This window comes from Pseudomonas sp. GW456-E7, from assembly GCF_059424105.1.
This window is the reverse complement of the sequence record NZ_JBWKZB010000002.1, coordinates 215,250-236,007: the sequence shown is the minus strand read 5'-3', so window position 1 is coordinate 236,007 and position 20,758 is coordinate 215,250. Positions and strand designations below refer to the sequence as shown.

At 59.1% G+C, this 20,758-nt stretch carries 20 protein-coding genes and 1 tRNA gene; 15 read left to right on the top strand and 6 right to left on the bottom strand.

What is annotated here, in order from left to right; translation table 11 throughout:
• Positions 1–326: 326 nt before the first annotated feature.
• The 4 genes from rpoE (at position 327) to AC07YV_RS02530 (ending at position 4,098) form a co-directional block, all read left to right on the top strand.
• Complete coding sequence (gene rpoE, locus AC07YV_RS02545; RefSeq protein WP_003172477.1) at positions 327–908, top strand: RNA polymerase sigma factor RpoE/AlgU; 582 nt, start codon at positions 327–329, stop codon at positions 906–908.
• Between the two features lie 31 nt (positions 909–939).
• Positions 940–1,527 carry a sigma-E factor negative regulatory protein gene (locus AC07YV_RS02540; RefSeq protein ID WP_102698990.1) on the top strand — a complete coding sequence of 196 codons (588 nt, stop codon included), beginning with the start codon at positions 940–942 and terminating at the stop codon, positions 1,525–1,527.
• An 8-nt stretch (positions 1,528–1,535) separates the two neighbouring features.
• Positions 1,536–2,495, top strand: coding sequence for a MucB/RseB C-terminal domain-containing protein (locus AC07YV_RS02535; protein ID WP_102698989.1), 960 nt, complete (start codon positions 1,536–1,538; stop codon positions 2,493–2,495).
• Positions 2,496–2,673: 178 nt separating this feature from the next.
• Positions 2,674–4,098 carry a DegQ family serine endoprotease gene (locus tag AC07YV_RS02530; RefSeq protein ID WP_102698988.1) on the top strand — a complete coding sequence of 475 codons (1,425 nt, stop codon included), beginning with the start codon at positions 2,674–2,676 and terminating at the stop codon, positions 4,096–4,098.
• 77 nt (positions 4,099–4,175) lie between these two features.
• Here AC07YV_RS02530 and AC07YV_RS02525 read toward each other — a convergent pair whose 3' ends face one another.
• Entirely contained in the window at positions 4,176–5,609 is a 1,434-nt protein-coding gene (locus AC07YV_RS02525) for a M48 family metalloprotease (protein WP_102698987.1), read from the bottom strand.
• Positions 5,610–5,707: 98 nt separating this feature from the next.
• Here AC07YV_RS02525 and AC07YV_RS02520 point away from each other — a divergent pair, with 98 nt between their 5' ends.
• Positions 5,708–5,947, top strand: coding sequence for a sulfurtransferase TusA family protein (locus tag AC07YV_RS02520; protein WP_007979782.1), 240 nt, complete (start codon positions 5,708–5,710; stop codon positions 5,945–5,947).
• Between the two features lie 31 nt (positions 5,948–5,978).
• Complete coding sequence (locus tag AC07YV_RS02515) at positions 5,979–7,049, top strand: AI-2E family transporter (RefSeq protein WP_007979780.1); 1,071 nt, start codon at positions 5,979–5,981, stop codon at positions 7,047–7,049.
• Between the two features lie 145 nt (positions 7,050–7,194).
• Here the strand turns inward: AC07YV_RS02515 and AC07YV_RS02510 are convergent, their stop codons facing one another.
• Positions 7,195–7,668, bottom strand: a complete 474-nt coding sequence (locus AC07YV_RS02510; RefSeq protein ID WP_102698986.1) for a peroxiredoxin — start codon at positions 7,666–7,668, stop codon at positions 7,195–7,197.
• A 10-nt stretch (positions 7,669–7,678) separates the two neighbouring features.
• On the bottom strand, positions 7,679–8,239 hold the full coding sequence (locus AC07YV_RS02505; RefSeq protein WP_007979776.1) for a glycine cleavage system transcriptional repressor: 561 nt from the start codon (positions 8,237–8,239) through the stop codon (positions 7,679–7,681).
• Between the two features lie 328 nt (positions 8,240–8,567).
• Here AC07YV_RS02505 and dapA point away from each other — a divergent pair, with 328 nt between their 5' ends.
• The 7 genes from dapA (at position 8,568) to AC07YV_RS02470 (ending at position 13,834) form a co-directional block, all read left to right on the top strand.
• On the top strand, positions 8,568–9,446 hold the full coding sequence (gene dapA / locus AC07YV_RS02500) for a 4-hydroxy-tetrahydrodipicolinate synthase (protein WP_007979774.1): 879 nt from the start codon (positions 8,568–8,570) through the stop codon (positions 9,444–9,446).
• A 17-nt stretch (positions 9,447–9,463) separates the two neighbouring features.
• A complete protein-coding gene (gene bamC / locus AC07YV_RS02495; RefSeq protein WP_102698985.1) occupies positions 9,464–10,579 on the top strand; it encodes an NlpB/DapX family lipoprotein in 1,116 nt (371 codons plus the stop codon).
• Positions 10,580–10,583: 4 nt separating this feature from the next.
• The gene (locus AC07YV_RS02490) at positions 10,584–11,342 is read left to right on the top strand and encodes an MBL fold metallo-hydrolase (RefSeq protein ID WP_102674437.1); all 759 of its coding nucleotides are present in this window, start codon (positions 10,584–10,586) and stop codon (positions 11,340–11,342) included.
• A 28-nt stretch (positions 11,343–11,370) separates the two neighbouring features.
• Positions 11,371–12,084 (top strand): phosphoribosylaminoimidazolesuccinocarboxamide synthase, encoded by a 714-nt coding sequence (gene purC / locus AC07YV_RS02485; RefSeq protein ID WP_007944067.1) that lies wholly within the window; start codon positions 11,371–11,373, stop codon positions 12,082–12,084.
• Positions 12,085–12,167: 83 nt separating this feature from the next.
• Positions 12,168–12,257, top strand: a tRNA-Ser gene (locus tag AC07YV_RS02480).
• A 233-nt stretch (positions 12,258–12,490) separates the two neighbouring features.
• Entirely contained in the window at positions 12,491–13,417 is a 927-nt protein-coding gene (locus AC07YV_RS02475) for a LysR substrate-binding domain-containing protein (protein WP_102698984.1), read from the top strand.
• Positions 13,418–13,468: 51 nt separating this feature from the next.
• On the top strand, positions 13,469–13,834 hold the full coding sequence (locus AC07YV_RS02470; RefSeq protein ID WP_007979758.1) for a 5-carboxymethyl-2-hydroxymuconate Delta-isomerase: 366 nt from the start codon (positions 13,469–13,471) through the stop codon (positions 13,832–13,834).
• Between the two features lie 3 nt (positions 13,835–13,837).
• Here the strand turns inward: AC07YV_RS02470 and AC07YV_RS02465 are convergent, their stop codons facing one another.
• The 3 genes from AC07YV_RS02465 to AC07YV_RS02455 all read right to left on the bottom strand — a co-directional run bounded on the left by AC07YV_RS02465 (position 13,838) and on the right by AC07YV_RS02455 (position 17,005).
• Positions 13,838–14,776 (bottom strand): LysR family transcriptional regulator, encoded by a 939-nt coding sequence (locus tag AC07YV_RS02465; RefSeq protein ID WP_102698983.1) that lies wholly within the window; start codon positions 14,774–14,776, stop codon positions 13,838–13,840.
• A gap of 113 nt (positions 14,777–14,889) precedes the next feature.
• Positions 14,890–15,807, bottom strand: coding sequence for a DMT family transporter (locus AC07YV_RS02460; RefSeq protein WP_102698982.1), 918 nt, complete (start codon positions 15,805–15,807; stop codon positions 14,890–14,892).
• A gap of 13 nt (positions 15,808–15,820) precedes the next feature.
• Positions 15,821–17,005 carry a cyanate transporter gene (locus AC07YV_RS02455; protein ID WP_102698981.1) on the bottom strand — a complete coding sequence of 395 codons (1,185 nt, stop codon included), beginning with the start codon at positions 17,003–17,005 and terminating at the stop codon, positions 15,821–15,823.
• A 485-nt stretch (positions 17,006–17,490) separates the two neighbouring features.
• Here AC07YV_RS02455 and AC07YV_RS02450 point away from each other — a divergent pair, with 485 nt between their 5' ends.
• Both AC07YV_RS02450 and AC07YV_RS02445 read left to right on the top strand, forming a co-directional pair.
• Positions 17,491–18,873 (top strand): glutamine synthetase family protein, encoded by a 1,383-nt coding sequence (locus tag AC07YV_RS02450; RefSeq protein ID WP_102698979.1) that lies wholly within the window; start codon positions 17,491–17,493, stop codon positions 18,871–18,873.
• A gap of 189 nt (positions 18,874–19,062) precedes the next feature.
• Entirely contained in the window at positions 19,063–20,712 is a 1,650-nt protein-coding gene (locus AC07YV_RS02445) for a phosphoethanolamine transferase (protein ID WP_102699036.1), read from the top strand.
• Positions 20,713–20,758 lie beyond the last annotated feature (46 nt).

Below are 20,758 nucleotides of genomic sequence, written 5' to 3'. Positions count from 1 at the left end.
GCTTCACGGTTGCACAATGTCGGTTCGGTGCAGCTATAAATATTTGGAACTTTTGCCAAAGGGCCAAGATCAATAGACCGTTGCCTGAAACAAGGGACAGCGTCGGATTCAGTACAGGATTGCAGTTCGATCCCTGGCGAAGAATCCGATGACAAGATTATTCGCGCAGCCGGGCCCACTCGCGCTGCGCTTTTCGTGCGTGCCAAATCAGAGCCCGCAGGAAACTTGCCTGGAGGGGGAGAACTTTTGCGAAAAGCCCGAGTCTATGTTTGCAAGTCTGGTGGTTTACTTCTGCAAGCCTCCTCCGAGCTCATCGAGGAGTGTTCATGCTAACCCAGGAAGAGGATCAGCAACTGGTCGAACGCGTTCAGCGCGGCGACAAGCGTGCTTTCGATCTGCTAGTGCTGAAATACCAGCACAAAATTCTCGGGTTGATCGTGCGTTTTGTGCACGACACCCATGAAGCCCAGGATGTGGCACAAGAAGCCTTTATCAAGGCGTACCGTGCACTTGGAAATTTTCGCGGAGACAGCGCGTTTTATACGTGGCTTTACCGCATCGCCATCAACACGGCGAAAAACTATCTGGTTTCACGCGGCCGTCGGCCGCCGGATAGCGATGTCAGTTCTGAAGATGCAGAGTTCTACGATGGCGATCATGGCCTCAAGGATCTCGAGTCGCCAGAACGGGCTTTGCTGCGGGATGAGATCGAAGGCACCGTCCATCGAACCATTCAGCAACTGCCGGAAGATTTGCGTACGGCTTTAACTTTACGTGAGTTTGATGGTCTGAGTTACGAGGACATTGCGAGCGTCATGCAATGTCCGGTAGGCACCGTGCGCTCCCGGATTTTCCGCGCCCGGGAGGCCATCGACAAAGCCCTGCAGCCGTTGTTGCAGGAAAACTAAAGACAGCGGCGACAGCCAAGAGAGGAACGCCATGAGTCGTGAAGCCCTGCAGGAATCGCTGTCCGCAGTGATGGATAACGAAGCGGACGAATTGGAATTGCGTCGGGTATTGAATGCCTGCGACGATGTTGAAACCCGTGACACCTGGGCTCGTTATCAGATCGCTCGGGCAGTGATGCACAAGGATCTGCTGCTTCCACGCCTGGACATCGCTGCGGCTGTTTCTGCTGCCCTGGCTGACGAAGCCTCACCGGCAAAAGCGTCCCGCGGTCCATGGCGCAACCTGGGTCGTCTGGCGGTCGCAGCTTCTGTGACCCTGGCGGTACTGGCCGGTGTGCGTCTGTACAACCAGGATGAGATCGCCGGTGCCGAACTGGCCCAGCAATCCAGTCAACCCGCCCTGGCCGTTCCTCAAGTAAAAGGCCCTGCTGTTCTGGCAGGCTACAATGAGAGTTCGGAAGCTACAGGCCCAATGGCCAATGGCGTTTTGCAAGGTCAGCCAGGCTGGCACGATCAGCGTCTGCCAGGCTACTTGCGCCAACATGCACAACAGGCTGCACTGAAAGGTACTGAGAGCGCTCTGCCTTACGCTCGTGCGGCAAGTCTGGAAAACCGTTAAGGAGGATCATGCGCGCCATACCTCTACTTTCGCTTCTGCTCAGCGGCTGGTTCATCGTTCCAGCCCAAGCTGATGATGCCCAGGACTGGTTGACCCGCCTGGGCCAGGCAGAGCAGCAGCAAAGCTTTCAGGGTACTTTCGTCTACGAGCGTAACGGTAGTTTTTCTACCCATAACATCTGGCACCTGGTCCAGGATGGAAAGGTCCGCGAGCGATTGATCCAGCTCGACGGCTCCGCTCAGGAAGTCGTTCGCATTGATGGGCATACTCAATGCGTCAGCGGCACACTGATAGCAGGGCTGGGGGACTCTCCCAACTCCGCTGCCCGTGCACTCGATCCTCAAAAGCTCAAGAATTGGTATGACCTCGCCGTCATCGGCAAGTCGCGTGTTGCCGGGCGTTCGGCAGTGATCGTATCGCTGAAACCCCGGGATCAGCACCGCTACGGTTTTGAGCTGCATCTGGACAAGGAAACCGGCCTGCCTCTGAAGTCTTTGTTGTTGGACGACAAGGGGCGGTTGCTGGAGCGCTTCCAGTTCACGCAACTGGATACGGCCGATGTTCCTTCCGAAAAGGATCTGCAGGCCAGTAATGATTGCAAGCCAGTCAACCTCGAAGGTGACAAGGCTTCTGCCGTCAAGGCTGCACAGGTCTGGCATTCCGACTGGTTGCCACCCGGCTTCGAGCTGACCAGCAGTACCGCTCGCAAGGATCCGCAGACCAAGACCCAAGTCAATAGCCTGATGTACGACGATGGCCTGGCGCGTTTTTCGGTATTCCTCGAGCCGTTGAATGGCGCAGCCGTCACCGACACCCGTACTCAGTTGGGGCCGACCGTTGCGGTTTCCCGGCGCTTGACCACGGCACAGGGTGACATGATGGTGACCGTCGTCGGCGAGATACCGGTCGGTACTGCTGAACGGATAGCGCTTTCAATGCGCACCGACGCCACTGCAACCAAGCAGTGAGCTGAATTCGAAATGTTTCGTGAGCATTTCAATTTGCAAAAATCCCTTAAATTTCTTATAGGTCAGAGCCCCTCGGCTCTGGCCTTGTTTGTTGTTCCCGGAACAAAAATACCGGCGTATTGTTCCCGGTGTTCCTTGCTCCATATTGCTTAACCCTGCTCGTCGTAACGGGAGCCGTATGTCGATACCACGCTTGAAGTCCTACCTTTCCATTATTGCCACCGTGCTGGTGCTCGGTCAGGCGGTCACCGCCCAAGCGGTCGAATTGCCTGACTTTACGCAACTGGTCGAACAGGCCTCGCCCGCGGTCGTGAACATCAGTACCACGCAAAAGCTGCCGGATCGCAAAGTCAGCCAGCAAATGCCCGACCTCGAAGGCCTGCCGCCAATGCTGCGCGAATTCTTCGAGCGGGGCATGCCGCCGCAATCGCGTTCTCCTCGCGACCGTCAGCGCGAGGCAACCTCCCTGGGCTCGGGTTTTATCATCTCGTCTGACGGCTACATCCTGACCAATAACCACGTGATCGCCGACGCAGACGAAATCCTCGTCCGTCTGGCCGATCGCAGCGAAATGAAGGCCAAGCTGGTCGGTACCGATCCACGTTCCGACGTGGCGCTGCTGAAAATCGAAGGCAAGGATCTGCCGGTGCTCAAGCTCGGTAAATCCCAGGACCTGAAGGCCGGCCAGTGGGTGGTTGCTATCGGTTCTCCATTTGGCTTTGACCATACGGTGACCCAGGGCATCGTCAGCGCCGTCGGTCGCAGCCTGCCGAACGAAAACTATGTGCCGTTCATCCAGACCGACGTGCCGATCAACCCGGGTAACTCGGGCGGCCCGCTGTTCAACCTCAACGGTGAAGTGGTCGGGATCAACTCGCAGATCTATACCCGTTCCGGTGGCTTCATGGGCGTGTCGTTTGCAATCCCGATCGACGTGGCCATGGATGTTTCCAATCAGCTGAAATCCGGTGGCAAGGTTAGCCGTGGCTGGCTGGGCGTGGTGATTCAGGAAGTGAGCAAGGACCTCGCCGAGTCGTTCGGCCTGGAGAAACCGGCGGGTGCGCTGGTTGCCCAGATCCAGGATGATGGCCCGGCTGCCAAGGGTGGCCTGCAAGTGGGCGACGTGATCCTGAGCATGAACGGTCAGCCAATCGTCATGTCGGCCGACCTGCCGCACCTCGTTGGCGCATTGAAGGCTGGCGCCAAGGCCGATCTGGAAGTGATTCGTGACGGCAAGCGCAAAAATGTCGAGCTGACCGTTGGTGCCATTCCGGATGACGACAAGGAAATGGGCGCCGAGCCAAAATCCAGCATCGAACGCAGCAGCAATCGCCTCGGTGTTTCCGTGGTCGAACTGACTGACGACCAGAAAAAAACCTACGACCTCAAAGGTGGTGTGGTGATCAAGGAAGTGCAGGACGGTCCTGCCGCCATGATCGGCCTGCAGCCGGGTGATGTGATCACCCACCTGAACAACCAGGCCATCGGTTCCGCCAAGGAGTTCGCGGACATCGCCAAGGCGCTACCGAAGAACCGCTCGGTGTCGATGCGGGTACTGCGTCAGGGTCGTGCGAGCTTCATCACCTTCAAACTGGCTGAATAAACCGGTTGATGGCTGAATAAAAAACCGCCTCGAAAGAGGCGGTTTTTTTGTGTCCGGACTTATTGTCTGCGAGGGCGTCAGCCCATCATGTCCTTGATCAAGCGCTCCTGTTCCATCAGCTCGCGTTGCCGCGCGTCGATCCGCGAAGACAGCGGGAAGTTGCTGCCGGCCTTGCGTTTGGCGAAGTCCAGTTGCTGAATGGCCTGCTTGTAGTCCCCGACCAGGGCAAAATATTCGGCGCGCGCCTGATGCAGGCCGATGATATTGCCCGACAGGCCACGCGTCTCGGCAACCTGATACCACACGTCCGGGTCATCCGGCCGTGACTTGAGCAGGCCTTCGAGGGCTTTCTCCGCATCTGCGGTGCGGTTTTGCTTGAGCAGCAGGTCGACGCGCACCTGGTTCAGCGGGTAGTTGCCGGGGTACTGGGTCATCAAGCGGTCAACCCGGGACTGGGCATCCGCCAGGCGATTGTTGGTGATATCCAGGTCGACCTGAGCCAGGTTGTAGATGATTTCGTTGGGTGACTTGGCCAGCAACTGCTTGAGGTTTTCCCGTGCTTCGTTCAGTTGGCCGCCCTTGATCTGGGCGATCGCCAGGCCGTAGCGTGCCACGTCGTTTTTCGGGTTCTCGTCGAGCTGGGCGCGGAAGCGCTTGGCGCCGAGTCCCGGGGTTTCTTCATAGATCAGCTGTACGCGTGCGCGGATCAGTTGGTAGCGCATGCTGTCTTCAATGCCGCCCGTTGGAAACTGCTCGGCGCGGTTGCGGGTGTCGGCGATACGCGATTCGGTGACCGGGTGAGTCAGCAGGAACTCCGGTGGCTTGGCATCGTAGCGATACTGACGCCCCAGGCGCTCGAACATGGTGGGCATCGAGCGGGGATCGTAACCGGCCTTTTCCAGATTGAGGAGGCCGATACGGTCGGCTTCCTGTTCGTTCTGGCGGGAGAATCGCCGCTGTTCCTGAATAGCTGCTGCCTGTGTGCCGGCAATGGCTGCGATCCCGGCGTCACCGCCACCTGCGGCCGCTACCACGATACCCGCCAGCAATGCCGCCATCATGGGGACTTGCATGCGTTGTTGCGCTTCGATACCTCGGGCAAAGTGGCGCTGCGACAAGTGAGCCAGTTCGTGCGCCAGTACCGAGGCATATTCGCCTTCGGTCTGGGCGTTGAGGAACAAGCCACCGTTGACCCCGACGATCCCGCCCGGCGCCGCAAAGGCGTTGAGCTGCGGGCTGTTGATCAGGATGAACTCCAGGCGTCGGTCAGTGACCTGGCTGGTCTCCAGCAGGCGGTAAACGCTGGATTCCACGTAATTCTTGAGTTGCGGGTCGTTGAGCTGCGAAACCTGGCTGCGCAACATGGCCAGCCAGGCGCGGCCGAGCTGGTATTCCTGTTGTGGCGAGACAATGGCAGAACTGGCGTCGCCGAGTGACGGCAGGTCGTCGGCGAAGCCCGGTGAGGCGAGCAGGCAAGCGAGCGTCAGCAGGGTAGGGCGCAAAAATGTCATGCACAAAGCCTTAGTCGACAAAGACCTTACTGTAGCCGGACACCGGCGTTGCGACCAGATATTCTAGGCAACTCAACCACCTGACCCGGAGTGATGCAATGACCGATGCTGTAGAGCATGACGTTGAACTGGACGCCAGCGGCCTGAATTGCCCGTTGCCGTTGCTCAAGGCCAAGATGGAGCTCAACCGGCTGGCCAGTGGCGCAGTACTCAAGGTCATCGCCACCGATGCAGGTTCGCAGCGCGACTTTCGCACCTTTGCCCGATTGGCCGGTCATACCCTGCTTCGTGAAGAAGATGAGGCGGGTGTCTACCGCTACTGGTTGAAAAAAGCCTGAAGTCTGCTGCGTTTGCTCCTAAGGATTACTGATGTTCAAAGTGTTACGCGACTGGATTCAGCGCTATTTTTCCGATGAAGAAGCGGTGGTGCTGGCGGTCCTGCTGTTTCTGGCGTTCACCGCCGTATTGACCTTGGGCGGCATGCTGGCGCCGGTGCTCGCCGGGATGGTGCTGGCGTACCTGATGCAGGGGCTGGTGGTGACGCTTGAACGCCTGCGTGTGCCGGGCGGGGTCGCGGTGGGGCTGGTCTTTGCGTTGTTCATGGGGCTGTTGCTGGTGTTTATCGTGGTGGTCGTGCCGTTGTTGTGGCATCAACTGATCACGTTGTTCAACGAGTTGCCCGGCATGCTCGCCAAGTGGCAGTCACTGTTGCTGCTGCTGCCCGAGCGCTATCCGCATCTGGTGTCTGATGAGCAAGTACTGCAGGCCATCGAAGTGGCGCGCGGCGAAATCGGCAAGTTTGGTCAGTGGGCACTGACGTTCTCGCTGTCGAGCCTGCCCTTGCTGGTGAACATCATGATCTACCTGGTGCTGGTGCCGATCCTGGTGTTTTTCTTCCTCAAGGACCGGGCCATGATCGGCCAGTGGGTGCGCGGTTACCTGCCCCGTGAACGGGCGCTGATCACCCGGGTCGCCCATGAGATGAACCGGCAGATCGCCAACTACATTCGCGGCAAGGTCATCGAAATCTTCATTTGCGGTGGCGTGACCTACATCGCCTTTGTCGTGCTTGAACTCAACTACGCGGCGTTGCTGGCCCTGCTGGTGGGGATTTCGGTGGTGGTGCCTTATGTCGGCGCCGTGGTGGTGACTGTGCCCGTGTTTCTGATTGCGCTGTTCCAGTGGGGCTGGAGCGACCAGTTCATCTACTTGATGGCGGTCTACGGAATCATCCAGACGCTCGATGGCAACGTGCTGGTGCCCTTGCTGTTCTCGGAGGCGGTCAACCTGCACCCGGTGGCGATCATCTGCGCAGTGCTGTTGTTTGGCGGGTTGTGGGGCTTCTGGGGGGTGTTCTTTGCGATTCCCCTGGCGACGCTGTTCAAGGCGGTGCTGGATGCCTGGCCGCGCAAGGAGCCGGAGGTGGCGCCGTTGCTTTAGCGGCCAGCCTTGATTTTTCAGTGAGGGTGATGGCCTCTTCGCGGGCAAGCCCGCTCCCACAGTTGACCGAGTTGTTCAGGCGAACAAGGTCCAATGTGGGAGCGGGCTTGCCCGCGAAAGCGTCCGGATAGGCGCTATATAAGAATCAGGCTTTATCGAGGGCCTGAGCCGCCGCCAGAACAGCATCGACATGCCCCGGCACCTTCACACCACGCCATTCCTGGCGCAGCACGCCATTCTTGTCGATCAGGAAGGTGCTGCGATCCACGCCCATGTATTCCTTGCCATACAGCTTTTTCAGCTTGATCACGTCGAACAGCTGGCAGATGGCTTCGTCCTTGTCGCTGATCAGCTCAAAGGGGAATTCCTGTTTGCACTTGAAGTTCTCGTGGGACTTCAGGCTGTCGCGAGACACGCCGAACACTTCGGTATTGGCGGCCTTGAACGCAGCATACTGGTCACGAAAGCCCTGGCCCTCGGTAGTGCAGCCCGGTGTGCTGTCCTTCGGATAGAAGTAGATCACCACCTGCTTGCCCTTCAGGCCTGCGAGGCTGACGGTCTGCCCGCTGGTGGCGGGGGCTTCGAAATCGGCAACCGGTTGGTCGATGGCAACGGCCATGAAAGCTTCCTTACATTGGGTTCTGTGGGCGCCAGGGTTCGATCAGGGCGTCCAGGTTCAGCGCGTCGGCGAAATCCAGGAACTGATCGCGCAGCCAGCTGATCTGCACGCCGGCTGGCAAGGTCACGGTAAACGTGGCGTTGAGCATGGTGCCGCCGGTCTGCGGAGCCTGATAGGTGTCGCAGGTCAGGTTCTCCAGCTCGACATTGTGGTCCATGAAGAACTGGCACAACTCGTTGATGATGTCCGAGCGGTAGGCCGAGCTGACATAAGCGACGTACGGCAGGGCCTGTGGGCGGTTTTCCAGGGCGGCGCTGCGTACCACGTTGACGGTGAATGCGTGACGCTTGGCCAGCACGGGCAGGCTGCCTTCCAGGCGCGCCAGGGCATCCCAGCTACCGGAGATTTCCAGCACCAGGGCACTGCATTCGCCATGGCGGGTCAGGCGAGAGGTGACTACGGCGCAGCGGTTTTCATGGCTGGCGCGGCACAGGACGTTGGTCAGCTCCATGGGGTTGGCGCCGAGGGCACTGATAACAAGGAATTGTTCGCGAACTGTGGGGGTGGACATGCAGCATTCCTAAAGCGATGAGCGGTCGGTACGTCTAAGGGCTGATTGGCCGGGAGCGAGCCTGCGGATGCGAACTCAGAAAGTCCCAGTGACAGGTTGCGAACAGGCTCCGCCGGGGCGGGAGCGAGACGTGGCAACGCTGGATCAGGACTTGTGATGCCGAAAATGGAGGCTGAAACCCGACGGACGAGCTTGTCTGTAACGATCAAAGTCTGAAGGGTAGCGAAAACCGGCGCCAAGGGGAATGGCGGCAGCACAGTACTTCGCTTGTGCAAGCAACTTGGCGCCAGTACCATTACGGCTCTCTTTTTCCGGCAGGAGCGGTTTCATGATTGCGGGCAGTATGGTGGCACTGGTCACTCCCATGGATGCACAGGGGCGTCTTGACTGGGACAGCCTCAGCAAACTCGTGGACTTCCACCTTGAAAACGGCACCCACGCCATTGTCGCCGTCGGTACCACCGGCGAGTCGGCAACCCTTGATGTCGATGAACACATCGCCGTCATCAAGGCGGTAGTCAAGCAGGTCAATGGTCGCATTCCGGTGATTGCCGGTACCGGCGCCAATTCGACCCGCGAAGCCGTCGAATTGACCCGCAATGCCAAGGAAGCCGGCGCCGATGCCTGCCTGCTGGTCGTGCCGTACTACAACAAGCCGACCCAGGAAGGCCTGTACCTGCACTTCAAGCACATCGCCGAAGCGGTCGACATCCCGCAGATTCTCTATAACGTTCCCGGCCGCACCTCCTGCGACATGCAGGCCGAGACCGTGATCCGCCTGTCCACCGTGCCGAACATCATCGGTATCAAGGAAGCGACCGGCGATCTCAAGCGCGCCAAGGCCATCCTCGATGGCGTCAGCAAGGACTTCATCGTGCTGTCCGGCGATGATCCGACCGCGGTCGAGCTGATCCTGATGGGCGGCAAGGGCAACATCTCCGTCACCGCCAACGTCGCTCCGCGTGAAATGGCCGACCTGTGCGAGGCCGCCCTCAAGGGTGATGCCGAGACTGCACGGGCAATCAACGAAAAACTGATGCCGCTGCACAAGGACCTGTTCATCGAAGCCAACCCGATTCCGGTGAAGTGGGCTTTGGTCGAAATGGGCCTGATGCACGAAGGCATTCGCCTGCCGCTGACCTGGCTGAGCGCACCTTGTCACGAAACGCTCCGCACGGCCCTGCGCCAGTGCAGCGTCCTGGTTTAATTGAGGAAGTACAACGCATGAAGCGAATGGCCGGACTTTCCGCACTTGCCTTGATTATCTCCAGCACCAGTGGCTGCGGATGGATCTGGGGCCCGGAAGGTTATTTCCGTGACCGTGGTAGCGATTACCTGGAAGCGCAACAGACTGCACCGATGCAAATTCCGCCGGATATCCATACCGCCAAGCGTCTGGATCCGCTGTTGCCGATCCCGCGCAACGTGGCCGATGACACCGCCACGGGCGAATACATCGTTCCTCGTCCCCAGCCGCTGACGGCGGCTGCCGACGCCAGTCCCTATTCGCTGCAGAAGAGCGGCGGCACCAGCTCCATCCTGGCGCAGAACCCGCCGGCCGAAATCTGGCCTGTGGCCGTTCAGTTCTTCCAGGACAACGGTTTCCGTCTGGATGAACAGCGCCCGCAAACCGGCGAATTCACCACGACCTGGCAGCATGCCGATGAACTGTCTGCGGCCATGGCCAAGCGCCTGGGCGCGGCCGGCGTCAGCACCGACAGCGAAACCCGCGTGCGGGTGCGCATCGAGCCGGGCGTGCAGCGCAACACCAGTGAAGTCTACGTGGTCAGCGCCGAGCGTCCTGCCGGCAGCACCGCCGACGTCGAGTTCACCAACCGTTCGGTCAACACTGGCCTGGACGCGGCACTGGTCGACGACATGCTCGCGAGCATGAGCCGTATCTCGGAGAAGGGCGGTTCGGTCTCCATGCTGGCTTCGCGTGATTTCGACGCGCCCAGCCGTGTCAGCCTGAGTGAAGACGGCAGCGGCAACCCTGTGCTGAACGTCGGTACCGATCTTGACCGTGCCTGGTCGAGCGTAGGTCGTGCGCTGGAGCAAGGCGAATGGCGCGTTGAAGACATCAACCGCAGCCTGGGCCTGTACTACATCAACCTGGCCGAAAAAGCCGAGAGCAAGGACGACAAGCCAGGCTTCTTCAGCAGCCTGTTCGGCAGTGCGCCGACCAAGGAAGAGCTTGAAGCCCGTGCCGAGCGTTATCAGGTTCGCCTGAGCAAGGTTGGCGAGAACGTCCAGGTCACCGTCGAGAAGAACATCAACACCGTGGCGCCGGCAGATGTGGCGCGTAAAGTGTTGAGCAAGATTCAAGACAACCTGGGCTGATCCTATGCGTTTTGCCGTTCTCGGCAGCGGCAGTCAAGGGAACGGCACGCTGATAGCCAGCGCTGATACGTACGTGCTGGTGGATTGTGGTTTTTCCCTGCGGGAAACCGAAAAACGCCTGCTGCGACTGGGTGTGAACCCTGCGCAGCTGAGCGCGATACTCGTGACCCACGAACATGCCGACCACGTGCATGGCGTGGGTTTGCTGTCTCGGCGCTACAATCTGCCTGTCTACCTCAGTCGCGGGACCTTGCGCGGGATGCGCAAACCGATTGAACCCGCAGGCTTTCTGGCCGGCGGCGAGCAGTTGCAAATCGGCGACTTGAGCATCGGTGTCATTGCCGTGGCCCACGATGCACAGGAACCGACGCAGTATGTCTTCAGTGACGGTTCACGGCGTTTCGGCCTGTTGACCGACCTGGGCTCCTATTGCGACAAGGTGCTGGACGGTTACCGGGACCTCGATGCATTGATGATCGAGTCCAACCATTGCAGGGACATGCTGGCTCGCGGTCATTACCCGTACTTTCTCAAGCAGCGGGTGGGCGGTGAACTGGGACATTTGAACAACCATCAGGCGGCATTCCTGGTGGCCGAGCTGGGCTGGAAGGACCTGCAACACCTGGTCCTGGCCCATCTGAGCAGCAAGAACAACCTGCCGCAGCTGGCCCGGCAATGTTTTGTCGACACCCTCGGGTGCGACCCGGACTGGCTGCAACTGGCCGATCAAGATTCAGGGCTCGACTGGCGTCACATCGCCTAGCCCATCTACTTAGCAAGCGGAGCCCATCATGGAAAAACGTGAAGAACTCTACCGCGGCAAAGCCAAGTCGGTTTACAAGACCGACGACGCTAACCGTTTGATCCTGCTGTTTCGCAACGACACTTCGGCGTTCGACGGCAAGCGTATCGAACAGCTCGACCGCAAGGGCATGGTGAACAACAAGTTCAACGCCTTCATCATGCAGAAGCTCGAAGCGGCCGGCGTGCCGACCCAATTCGACAAACTGCTGGGCGACAACGAATGCCTGGTGAAGAAGCTCGACATGATCCCGGTCGAGTGCGTCGTGCGTAACTACGCCGCTGGCAGCCTGGTCAAGCGCCTGGGTGTCGAGGAGGGCATGAAGCTCAACCCTTACACCTTCGAACTGTTCCTGAAGGACGACGCCAAGGGCGACCCGTTCATCAACGAATCCCACGTCGTGGCTTTCGGCTGGGGCACCGCCGAGCAACTGGTTCGCATGAAAGAACTGTCGCTCAAGGTCAACGAAGTCCTGAGCAAACTGTTCGACGACGCCGGCCTGCTGCTGGTCGACTTCAAGCTGGAATTCGGCGTGTTCCACGATGGTTCCATCGTGCTGGGCGACGAGTTCAGCCCGGACGGCTGCCGTCTGTGGGACAAGGCTACCGGCAAGAAAATGGACAAGGACCGCTTCCGTCAGGGCCTCGGTGACGTCATCGAAGCCTACGAAGAAGTCGCCAACCGTCTGGGCGTACCGCTTTAACCGACGCAAGCATCTGAAAGCACAGAAATATTTCGCTTAGGGGGTTCGCTTCCGGCGAAAGTGTTGTTATGATGCGCGCCGTTGGAGAGATGCCAGAGTGGCCGAATGGGACGGATTCGAAATCCGTTGTACCTTCACCGGTACCTAGGGTTCGAATCCCTATCTCTCCGCCATTACATAGAGAAAGCCCCGTAGCTGAAAAGTTACGGGGCTTTCTCGTTTCTGAAGCTTTTTCAGTGGACTATCGCTGCCGGCATCTGATTAAGGGGACCCGCGAACAGACCTCGATCAAGGAAATCGAGTTGCCTAAACGTGAACCGCATCAGACTGTTGAACTTGAGTTGGATAGACGGCAGTTGCCCCGGCTACCTAAACTGTCAGCAGATTTGGGGATCGGGGACACTGGATGAATCGCAACGAACTTCGCAAGGCGGATATCAACCTGATGGTGGTATTCGAAACGCTGATGCTGGAGCGCAATGTCACCCGGGTGGCGGAGAAGCTGTTTCTCGGTCAGCCGACCATCAGTTCTGCACTCAACCGCTTGCGTGCGATGTTCAATGATCCGCTGTTCATCCGTGTTGGCCATCGCATGGAGCCGACGGCACGGGCAGAGGAGATCATCAGGCACCTGTCGCCGGCGCTGGATTCCTTGTCCGTGGCCTTGAGCCTGACCCATGATTTTGACCCGGCCAGCAGCACGATGACGTTCCGCATCGGGTTGTCCGACGATGTCGAGTTCGGCCTGTTGCCGCCCTTGCTGCGAACCCTGCGCCAGGAAGCGCCAAAGGTGGTGTTTGTGGTGCAGCATGTCGATTACTGGCGGATTCCCGACTTGCTGGCGTCCGGCGATATCACGGTGGGTATCAGCCAGACCCGTGGCTTGCCGGCCAATGCCAAGCGCAAGTTGCTGCGGCACATCCAGCCCAGCATTTTGCGCGCCGATGCCTCCGACACTCCGCTGACGCTCGATGAATATTGCGCGCGACCGCACGTGCTGGTGTCCCATACCGCCAACGTCAGTGGCTACGCCGACGAGTGGCTGGCGGAAATCGGCCGCACGCGCCAGGTGGTGCTCTCGGTGCCGCAATACAGTTCGTTGCCGGCACTGCTCGCCGGGACGGACCTGATCGCCAGCCTGCCGGACTACACCGCCGAGGCGATGGCTGCTTCGGGAGCGCTATTCAAGGAGCCCTTTCCGTTCAAGACACCGACCCTGGATTTGTCCATGGTCTGGCTCAGTCATGTCGATACCGACCCTGCCGAGCGCTGGTTACGTTCGCGCCTGGAGGCGTTCATGAGTGAGCGTGCCGTTTTGCCGCTGCCCGAATGAACAGGGCATGTTATACGTACGAGCTTTCCATCCCCTTCCAGGAGCCAACTCATGCCTCACCTGCACATGGAATACACCGCCAACCTGACTGACCTGAATGCCGATGTGGCGTTGATGCGGTTGAACAATACGCTGGTGGGTTCCGGTCAGTTTGCTGCCGAATTCGACATCAAGAGCCGCGCGGTCAGGGTCGAGACGTTCAAGGTTGGTACTGCTCTGGCTGAACGGGCATTCGTGCATGTGAAACTGGCACTGTTGAGTGGTCGTTCCGCACAGATCAAGAAACAACTCTCCGAAAGCCTGCTGGCGGTGGTTCAGGACCTGTGTGAGTGGCCGAGCGGCGTTGAAGTCCAGCTGTGCGTGGAAATTCTCGACATCGATCGCGATTCCTACAGCAAGACCGCCATCAGCCACTGAGTATCAGGCCGTTTCCTGCACGGCGCAGGCCTGGATCACTTGCGCTCGCAGCCAGGTGTTGGCGCTGTCCTGATCGACACGCTGGCTCCACTGCATGTCGAGGGTGAAACCCGGCAAACCCTCGGGCGCTTCACAGTGATTGAAGGTGTCGGTACTGGCCAGCAGCCGCTGGATGCGCCGAGGCAGGGTCAGGGCATAGTCGGTGCCGTTAATCAGCTTCAGCGCTGCGCTGTAACTGTTGGCGCGCGCGACGATCTGGCGCTGTTTGGCCTGCTGCGCGAGCCAGCCGTCGACCATGTTGGTGGCGGACGTCCAGGGTGTCGGGAACACGTGTCGACGTTCGACATAGGTTTGCAGGCTCAAACGCGGTTCCGCCGGGGTGGCGCGTTTGTCGAACACACAGACCAGATCATCTTCAAGCAGCGTCCGGGATTTGAAATCGACGTGGCTGCGATGAAAGTTCGGGCCGAAACACATCACCAGGTCGAGATTGCCTTCGCGCAACGCTTCGGCCGGGATGTCGGCTTCGAGTTTGAACACATTGACCGTCACCGGAAGATCGGCGAGGGCGAAGGTTTTCAACAGGCGCGGCAGGATCAACTGCTCGAAATATTCCGGGGCGCAGAGGTTGAACGTCACGGCTTGCAGGCCTGGGTCGAACGCGGGTGAGCCGGCGTGACACAAGTTGATGCTTTCCAGGATTTTCAGCGCGTGAGGGTACATCGCGCTGGCTTTGCCGGTGGGCTGCATGCCGCCGGTACGGGTATTGATGAACAGTTCGTTCTCGAAGCTGTTGCGCAGTTTTTTCAGGCAGTAACTCACTGTGGACTGGCTGACGCTAAGCATCTCCGATACGCCGGTGACGCTGTTCTGCTCGTACACGGCGACGAACACCATGAGGTCCTGCATGTCGAGTTTTCTAAGCGAATTACTGTTCAGCATCCATTGCGTCTCGCTGCGTCCCTTGCACTGACCCTGTGCAGGGTGGATGAATTATCCTAACGGAATGAGCGAACAGGGAAAATGCCTTGCAGGAAGTTTCGCCCTGGAGCCCTTCAACTCTGGACCATCGCCGACACGGCGCGGCGGCTGGAGATCAACAGCGCGAACATGCCGATGCCCACCAGCAGCGCGCCGGCCAACTCCAGCGGCAGCGGCATCTGTCGTCCCCAAAACCAGTGAAACAAGGTGATGAACAGCGTGCTCAGGTAGATGTAGGAAATCACCGAGGATGGCGCGATCACGCCGATGGCCCGATGCAGCAGCCAGAACGTCGCCAGGGTGGCGAACACCGCCAGGTACATCAGCCAATAGAAATCCTTGAGCGTCAGTGATGATGTCGAGCGCCAACCACCACTGAATCCGCAGAACACCAGCAGGAACAGCGCGCCGAACAGCATGTTCCAGAACGTCATGGGCACCGGCCCGCGTCCCTTCAGGCTATTGGATTTCAGGCGTTGGCTGAGCGGGGCGTAGAGTGCCATCGCCAGGCAACCGATGCCGTACACGGTCAGTGCATACGGCGATGGCAACTCGCCGGGGCCGGTGCCTTTCATGATCAGTAACACCGCCCCGGCAGCGGCGAGCAGCATCGGCACAATCCGTTGTTTCAGGCGGCTGTCAGGTATGAGCACGGCTTCGAAAGCCAGGGTCATCAGCGGCACCAGCGTAAACATCGTCCCGGTATTGACGGCGGAGGTGTAGCGCAATGCTTCGAACAGCGAGCCGAAGTACAACGCCAGCAGCAGGCCGAGCACCGCGTGACCCAGCAGCCCGCGGGCGGTCATGACGGCATTGCCTTCACGCAGCAACAGCGGCAGAAACACCAAGGCGCAGAACAACAGGCGCAAGCCGGTCAGCAGGATCGGGTCGATGGCCTGGCTGACTTGCGCCGCTGCGGAAAAGGAGACGGCGATCAACAAGGCCCAAAGCAGCATGCTGGCGTGAGCGGCGGCGAAACCGGTGGTTTTCATGGCAGGCTCCGGGTCAGTGGATGTGGCGGCTGTAGTGCCTTGGGTTGAAGCGCAAAACCATCAACATCATCAGCGCCATGACCGCCGCGAGCGACCACCAGGCCCATTCAAAGCTGCCGAGCCGGTCGCGGATGATCCCCGCCAGCAGAGGCGACAGGCTGGCGATCAGGTAGCCGATGCCTTGCACGAATGCGGTCAGGCCACCGGCGCGCAATGGATTGTCCAGGTGATCCAGCGATACGATCAGGCTCATCGGGAACAGCCCGCCAATGCCCAGCCCCAGCAGGCATGGCCACATCAGGCTCAAGTGCTGCGGGCTCAGAATCAGTCCGCAGAAACCGGTGATGATCAGTGCCAGCAAGACCATCAGCACGACGCGGCGGTCGCGGCTGCGATTGGCGATGAAGGGCGTCAGCAGGCCCGACAGCACTTCCATTGCGGTCAGAAACCCGAGCAGCAATCCGGCGTGTTGCTCGCTCCAGCCCTTTTCCACGTAGTACGGCGCCAGCCAGGCCAGAACGCAGGTGTAGGACGCAGTGCCCAGGCCAAAGAAGATCGCGAGTAACCACGCGCGGGAATTGGCGAAGAACGAACCTTTTTGGGGAGCCCTCGAGTCCAGTGTGGGCATCCCCGCGCTTTGGCTGCGCCAGAAGCGCAATGCCAGCACGGCGAGAACGGCCCAGATCGCCAGGCCCATACGCCAGCTGCCGCTAGACCCCATCACCAGCGGCGCAAAGGACGCACCCATGGCGGCACCGCCCATGATCGATGTGACGTAGAGCCCCATGCACAGGGCAACGTGTTCGCTGAAGCGGGATTTGATCAGCGCAGGCATCAGGGCCTGGATCAGGGCGATGCCGATACCTGCCAGCACGGCGCTGAGGATCAATTCGGCTACCGAATCGAGAAACAGGCGCGACACCGTGGCCACGCCTATGATCAGCAACGAAAGTACGACAGTGCGCTGTTCACCGAGACGCTGGCTGACACGCAGTCCGAAAAACATCGCCAGTCCCATGGTCATGACCGGCAGCAGGGTCAGCAGTGATGCCAGGCTGAAACTCAGCGGGATGTCCTCGCGAATCGCCGAGAGCAACGGCCCGACGGCGGCCATGGAGGGACGCAGGTTCAGGGCGACGAGAACAATGCTGAACATCAGCCAGAGGGCAGGGCGGGTAGTCGCGCGGGTGTTTTCCATGATCGGACCTTGAACGGTAGGGTTGCGATTAGGCGCGCGAGGCCGCAAGGCCGCAAATCAGAAAGTCTGGTGATGTATTTGGAAATTAAATAAGCGTGCGGTCATACGGACGCCGTTGAATGTTTAGTCAGACGACATCCAAGGTTCTTCAAATCCTGATTTAACGACCGAACCCATCGTGTGACGCTGCGGGTCATCTGTTTTCTGCGGTTCTCTCTATGGACGGTTGGCCAGTCGCAATCCACTTCAAGGCAACCATCGGCGCTCGAGCGTCGAGCCTTGGTCGTCGATTCACGCCCGCCACCGCGCCAAGCCTCTCTGCACTTCCTTCTGAACTGGCCTTCTGGGCGCTGTGGCATTGCCGACATGCGCGCCCGCCGGATTCCCGCTTTTTCCGCTGATTGTTCCTACATATTCCGGTTGGTACCGGAATTAAAGTGCGGGTGCCTTTGCGCACCCGTCAGACACGGAAAAAGAGAGTTTCCATGAGTACTGCCACGACCTCGTTTGCCACCCGTCTTGAAGCCCTGACCTTTCTGGAACAGAACCCGGATATTGAAATGTTCGAGCTGTTCATCCTCGACAACAACGGTGTACCGCGGGGCAAGCTGCTGCACCGTGACGAGCTGCTGGCGGTGTATGAAAGCGGGCGGCCATTGCCGAGCACCATCCTGGGCCTGACCATCAACGGCGATGACGTGGAAAACTCCGGGCTGGTCTGGGATGTCGGCGATATCGACTGCCGGGCCTACCCGATCAGCGGCAGCCTCATGCGTATGCCGTGGCGTCTGATACCGACCGCGGCCGTGCAGGTCAGCATGCACCCGACTGAGGGGATGCCCGCTACCATTGCCGATCCCCGTCACTTACTGGCGAAAGTCATCGAAGGTTTGCAGGCAGACGGCTATTACCCGGTCATGGCGGCGGAACTGGAGTTCTATCTGCTGGATCAGCAACGCGACAGCAATGGCCGGCCGCAACCGGCACGGGATGTCGATGGCGGGCGTCCGCGCGGCACCCAGGTCTATGGGTTGCGCGAGCTTGAGCAGATCGAGCCGTTCCTGGCTGATCTCTACAGCGCCTGCAAGCTCCAGGGGATTCCGGCGCGAACGGCCATTTCCGAATACGCGCCAGGCCAAGTGGAAATCACCCTCGAACACCGCACCGACGCGTTGCAGGCAATGGACGAAGCGGTGCGCTACAAGCGCCTGGTCAAAGGGGTGGCGCACAAGCACGGCATGACAGCGTGCTTCATGGCCAAGCCATTCGATGACCTGGCCGGCACCGGGATGCACATGCACGTGAGTCTGGCGGACAAGGACGGCAACAATCTCTTTGCCAGCGAAGCCCCGGATGGAACGCCCCTGCTCAAGCAGGCTGTCGCCGGCATGCTCAGTACCTTGCTCGATTCACTGTTGCTGTTCTGCCCCAACGCCAACTCCTACCGTCGATTCCAGGCCAACAGCTATGCGCCGCTGGCAGCCACCTGGGGTGTGGACAATCGCACCGTGAGTTTGCGCGTCCCTGGCGGGCCGGCGTATTCCCGGCACATCGAGCATCGAATTTGTGGCGCGGATGCCAACCCCTATCTGGCGGCGGCGGCGATTCTGGCCGGTATTCATCGCGGTATCCGCGAACAACTCGACCCGGGTGCGCCGGTGGAGGGCAATGGCTACGCCCAGGCCGCGAAACTGTTGCCGACGGACTGGCTGACCACATTGCGTTCGCTGGAAGGCTCCAGTTGGGCCAGGGAAGCCTTCGGCGGCGAGTTCCTCGGTGTCTACCTGGCGGTGAAACGCGCCGAGTATCGCCAATTCATGGGGGAGGTCGGCGAGCAGGACTGGCGCTGGTACCTGCACCAGGCTTGAGCCGAAACTGAACAAAAGCTGAACTATTCTCAAATAGTCTGAAGTTTCAGGCAGGCGTTATAAGCCAACTAATTGTTGGCTTCTTTTTCACAAAAAATTGATGGTTGGCTTCCTAAAATTTGAATGGTCTCGGTAAATGAAATTTTCACATTTACCGAAGGCACTTCTTTTCAGGACTCGCCGAACCTCATGTTTAAGATTAAAGCCGTGCGCCCCGAATGGGTGACACTGATTGCCAGTGCATTTTTGTTGGTTGGCTTCAACTTTGTACTCTGGCAACACCTGTTCGAAATCACCACGTCCGAGGGCAAAGGCATCGTCATGCGCGTGGCCTTCGGGATGATGATTTTCGCGGCTTTCAACATCGTGCTGACCCTGCTGGCCTTCCGGCCGGTGCTCAAGCCGGTCCTGACCCTGCTGTTCATGGTCAGCGCGGGCGTGGCGTATTTCATGAGCCAGTATGGTGTCCTGATCGACACCGGCATGTTGCGTAACTTCGCTGAAACCAATGCCACGGAAGTGCGCGACCTACTGTCGTTCAAGTTGTTTGTTTATATTGTACTGCTCGGTGTATTGCCGTCATGGCTATTGTGGAAAGCACCAATTAACTATCGTCGCTGGCATCGTGAGCTGCTCAGTAAAGTCCTGGTGATGTTTGCTTCGGTGGCCGTCATTGGCGGTGTCGCACTGGTTAACTATCAAGGCCTGTCTTCGCTGTTTCGCAATCACCACGAGTTGCGCCTGATGGTGGTGCCAAGCAACTACATTGGTGCCTCGGCTGGTTTCCTGCGCGAGAAAGTAGCGACTGCGCGGCAACCCTTTGTCAAGATCGGTGAAGATGCCCAGCGCAATACGGCCTGGCAAACTCATGGACGCAAATCCTTGACGGTGCTTGTCGTCGGTGAAAGTGCCCGGGCAGAGAACTTCGGCATCCTGGGTTATAACCGCGACACCACGCCGAAACTGAGCAAGGAAGATGGCCTGATCGCTTTCACCGATGTGCACTCCTGTGGGACTGAAACCGCTGTATCGGTGCCTTGCATGTTCTCCAACATGGGGCGCAAGGACTACAACGCCAGCAAGGCCAAGAATGAAGAAGGCCTGCTGGATGTGCTCAAGCATGCGGGTATCGACGTGATCTGGCGTGACAACCAGTCGGGCTGCAAGGGTACATGCGATCGCGTCACAATCCAGGACGTCAGCAATCTGAAAGACCCGGCGCTGTGCGCCAACAGCGAATGCCGCGATGAAATCCTGCTGCAGGGACTTCAGCGCTTCATCGATACCCTGGACAAGGACACCGTGCTGGTATTGCACCAGATGGGTAGCCACGGTCCGGAGTACTTCAAGCGTTATCCGAAAGAGTTCGAGCGTTTCACTCCGGTTTGCGAGAGTAATGCCCTGAACAATTGCAGTCGCGAAAGTATCGTCAATGGTTACGACAACACCTTGGTCTATACCGACCATGTGCTGTCGACCCTGATCGATCTGCTGCGCAGCAACCAGGACAAAGTGGACACCGCGATGCTGTACTTGTCGGACCACGGCGAATCCCTGGGGGAGTACAACTTGTTCCTCCACGGCACGCCTTACATGCTGGCGCCGGAGCAGCAAAAGCATGTAGCCATGTTTGCCTGGTTCTCCGACAGCTATAAAAAGTCGTTTGCGGTAGATACCCACTGCCTGCAACAGAGTCGTGAAAAGCCCCTGAGCCAGGACAACCTGTTCCATTCGATGCTGGGGCTGCTGGAGGTCAACAGCAAGGTCTACAACCAGGATCTGGACATGTTTGCCGGATGTCGTGGCCCGGTGACCGACGGCGTGTTGGCCAAGGACTGAGTGCTTCGATTTTGTTTCACGCGGCGGCTGCCGACCTGCGGCCTGT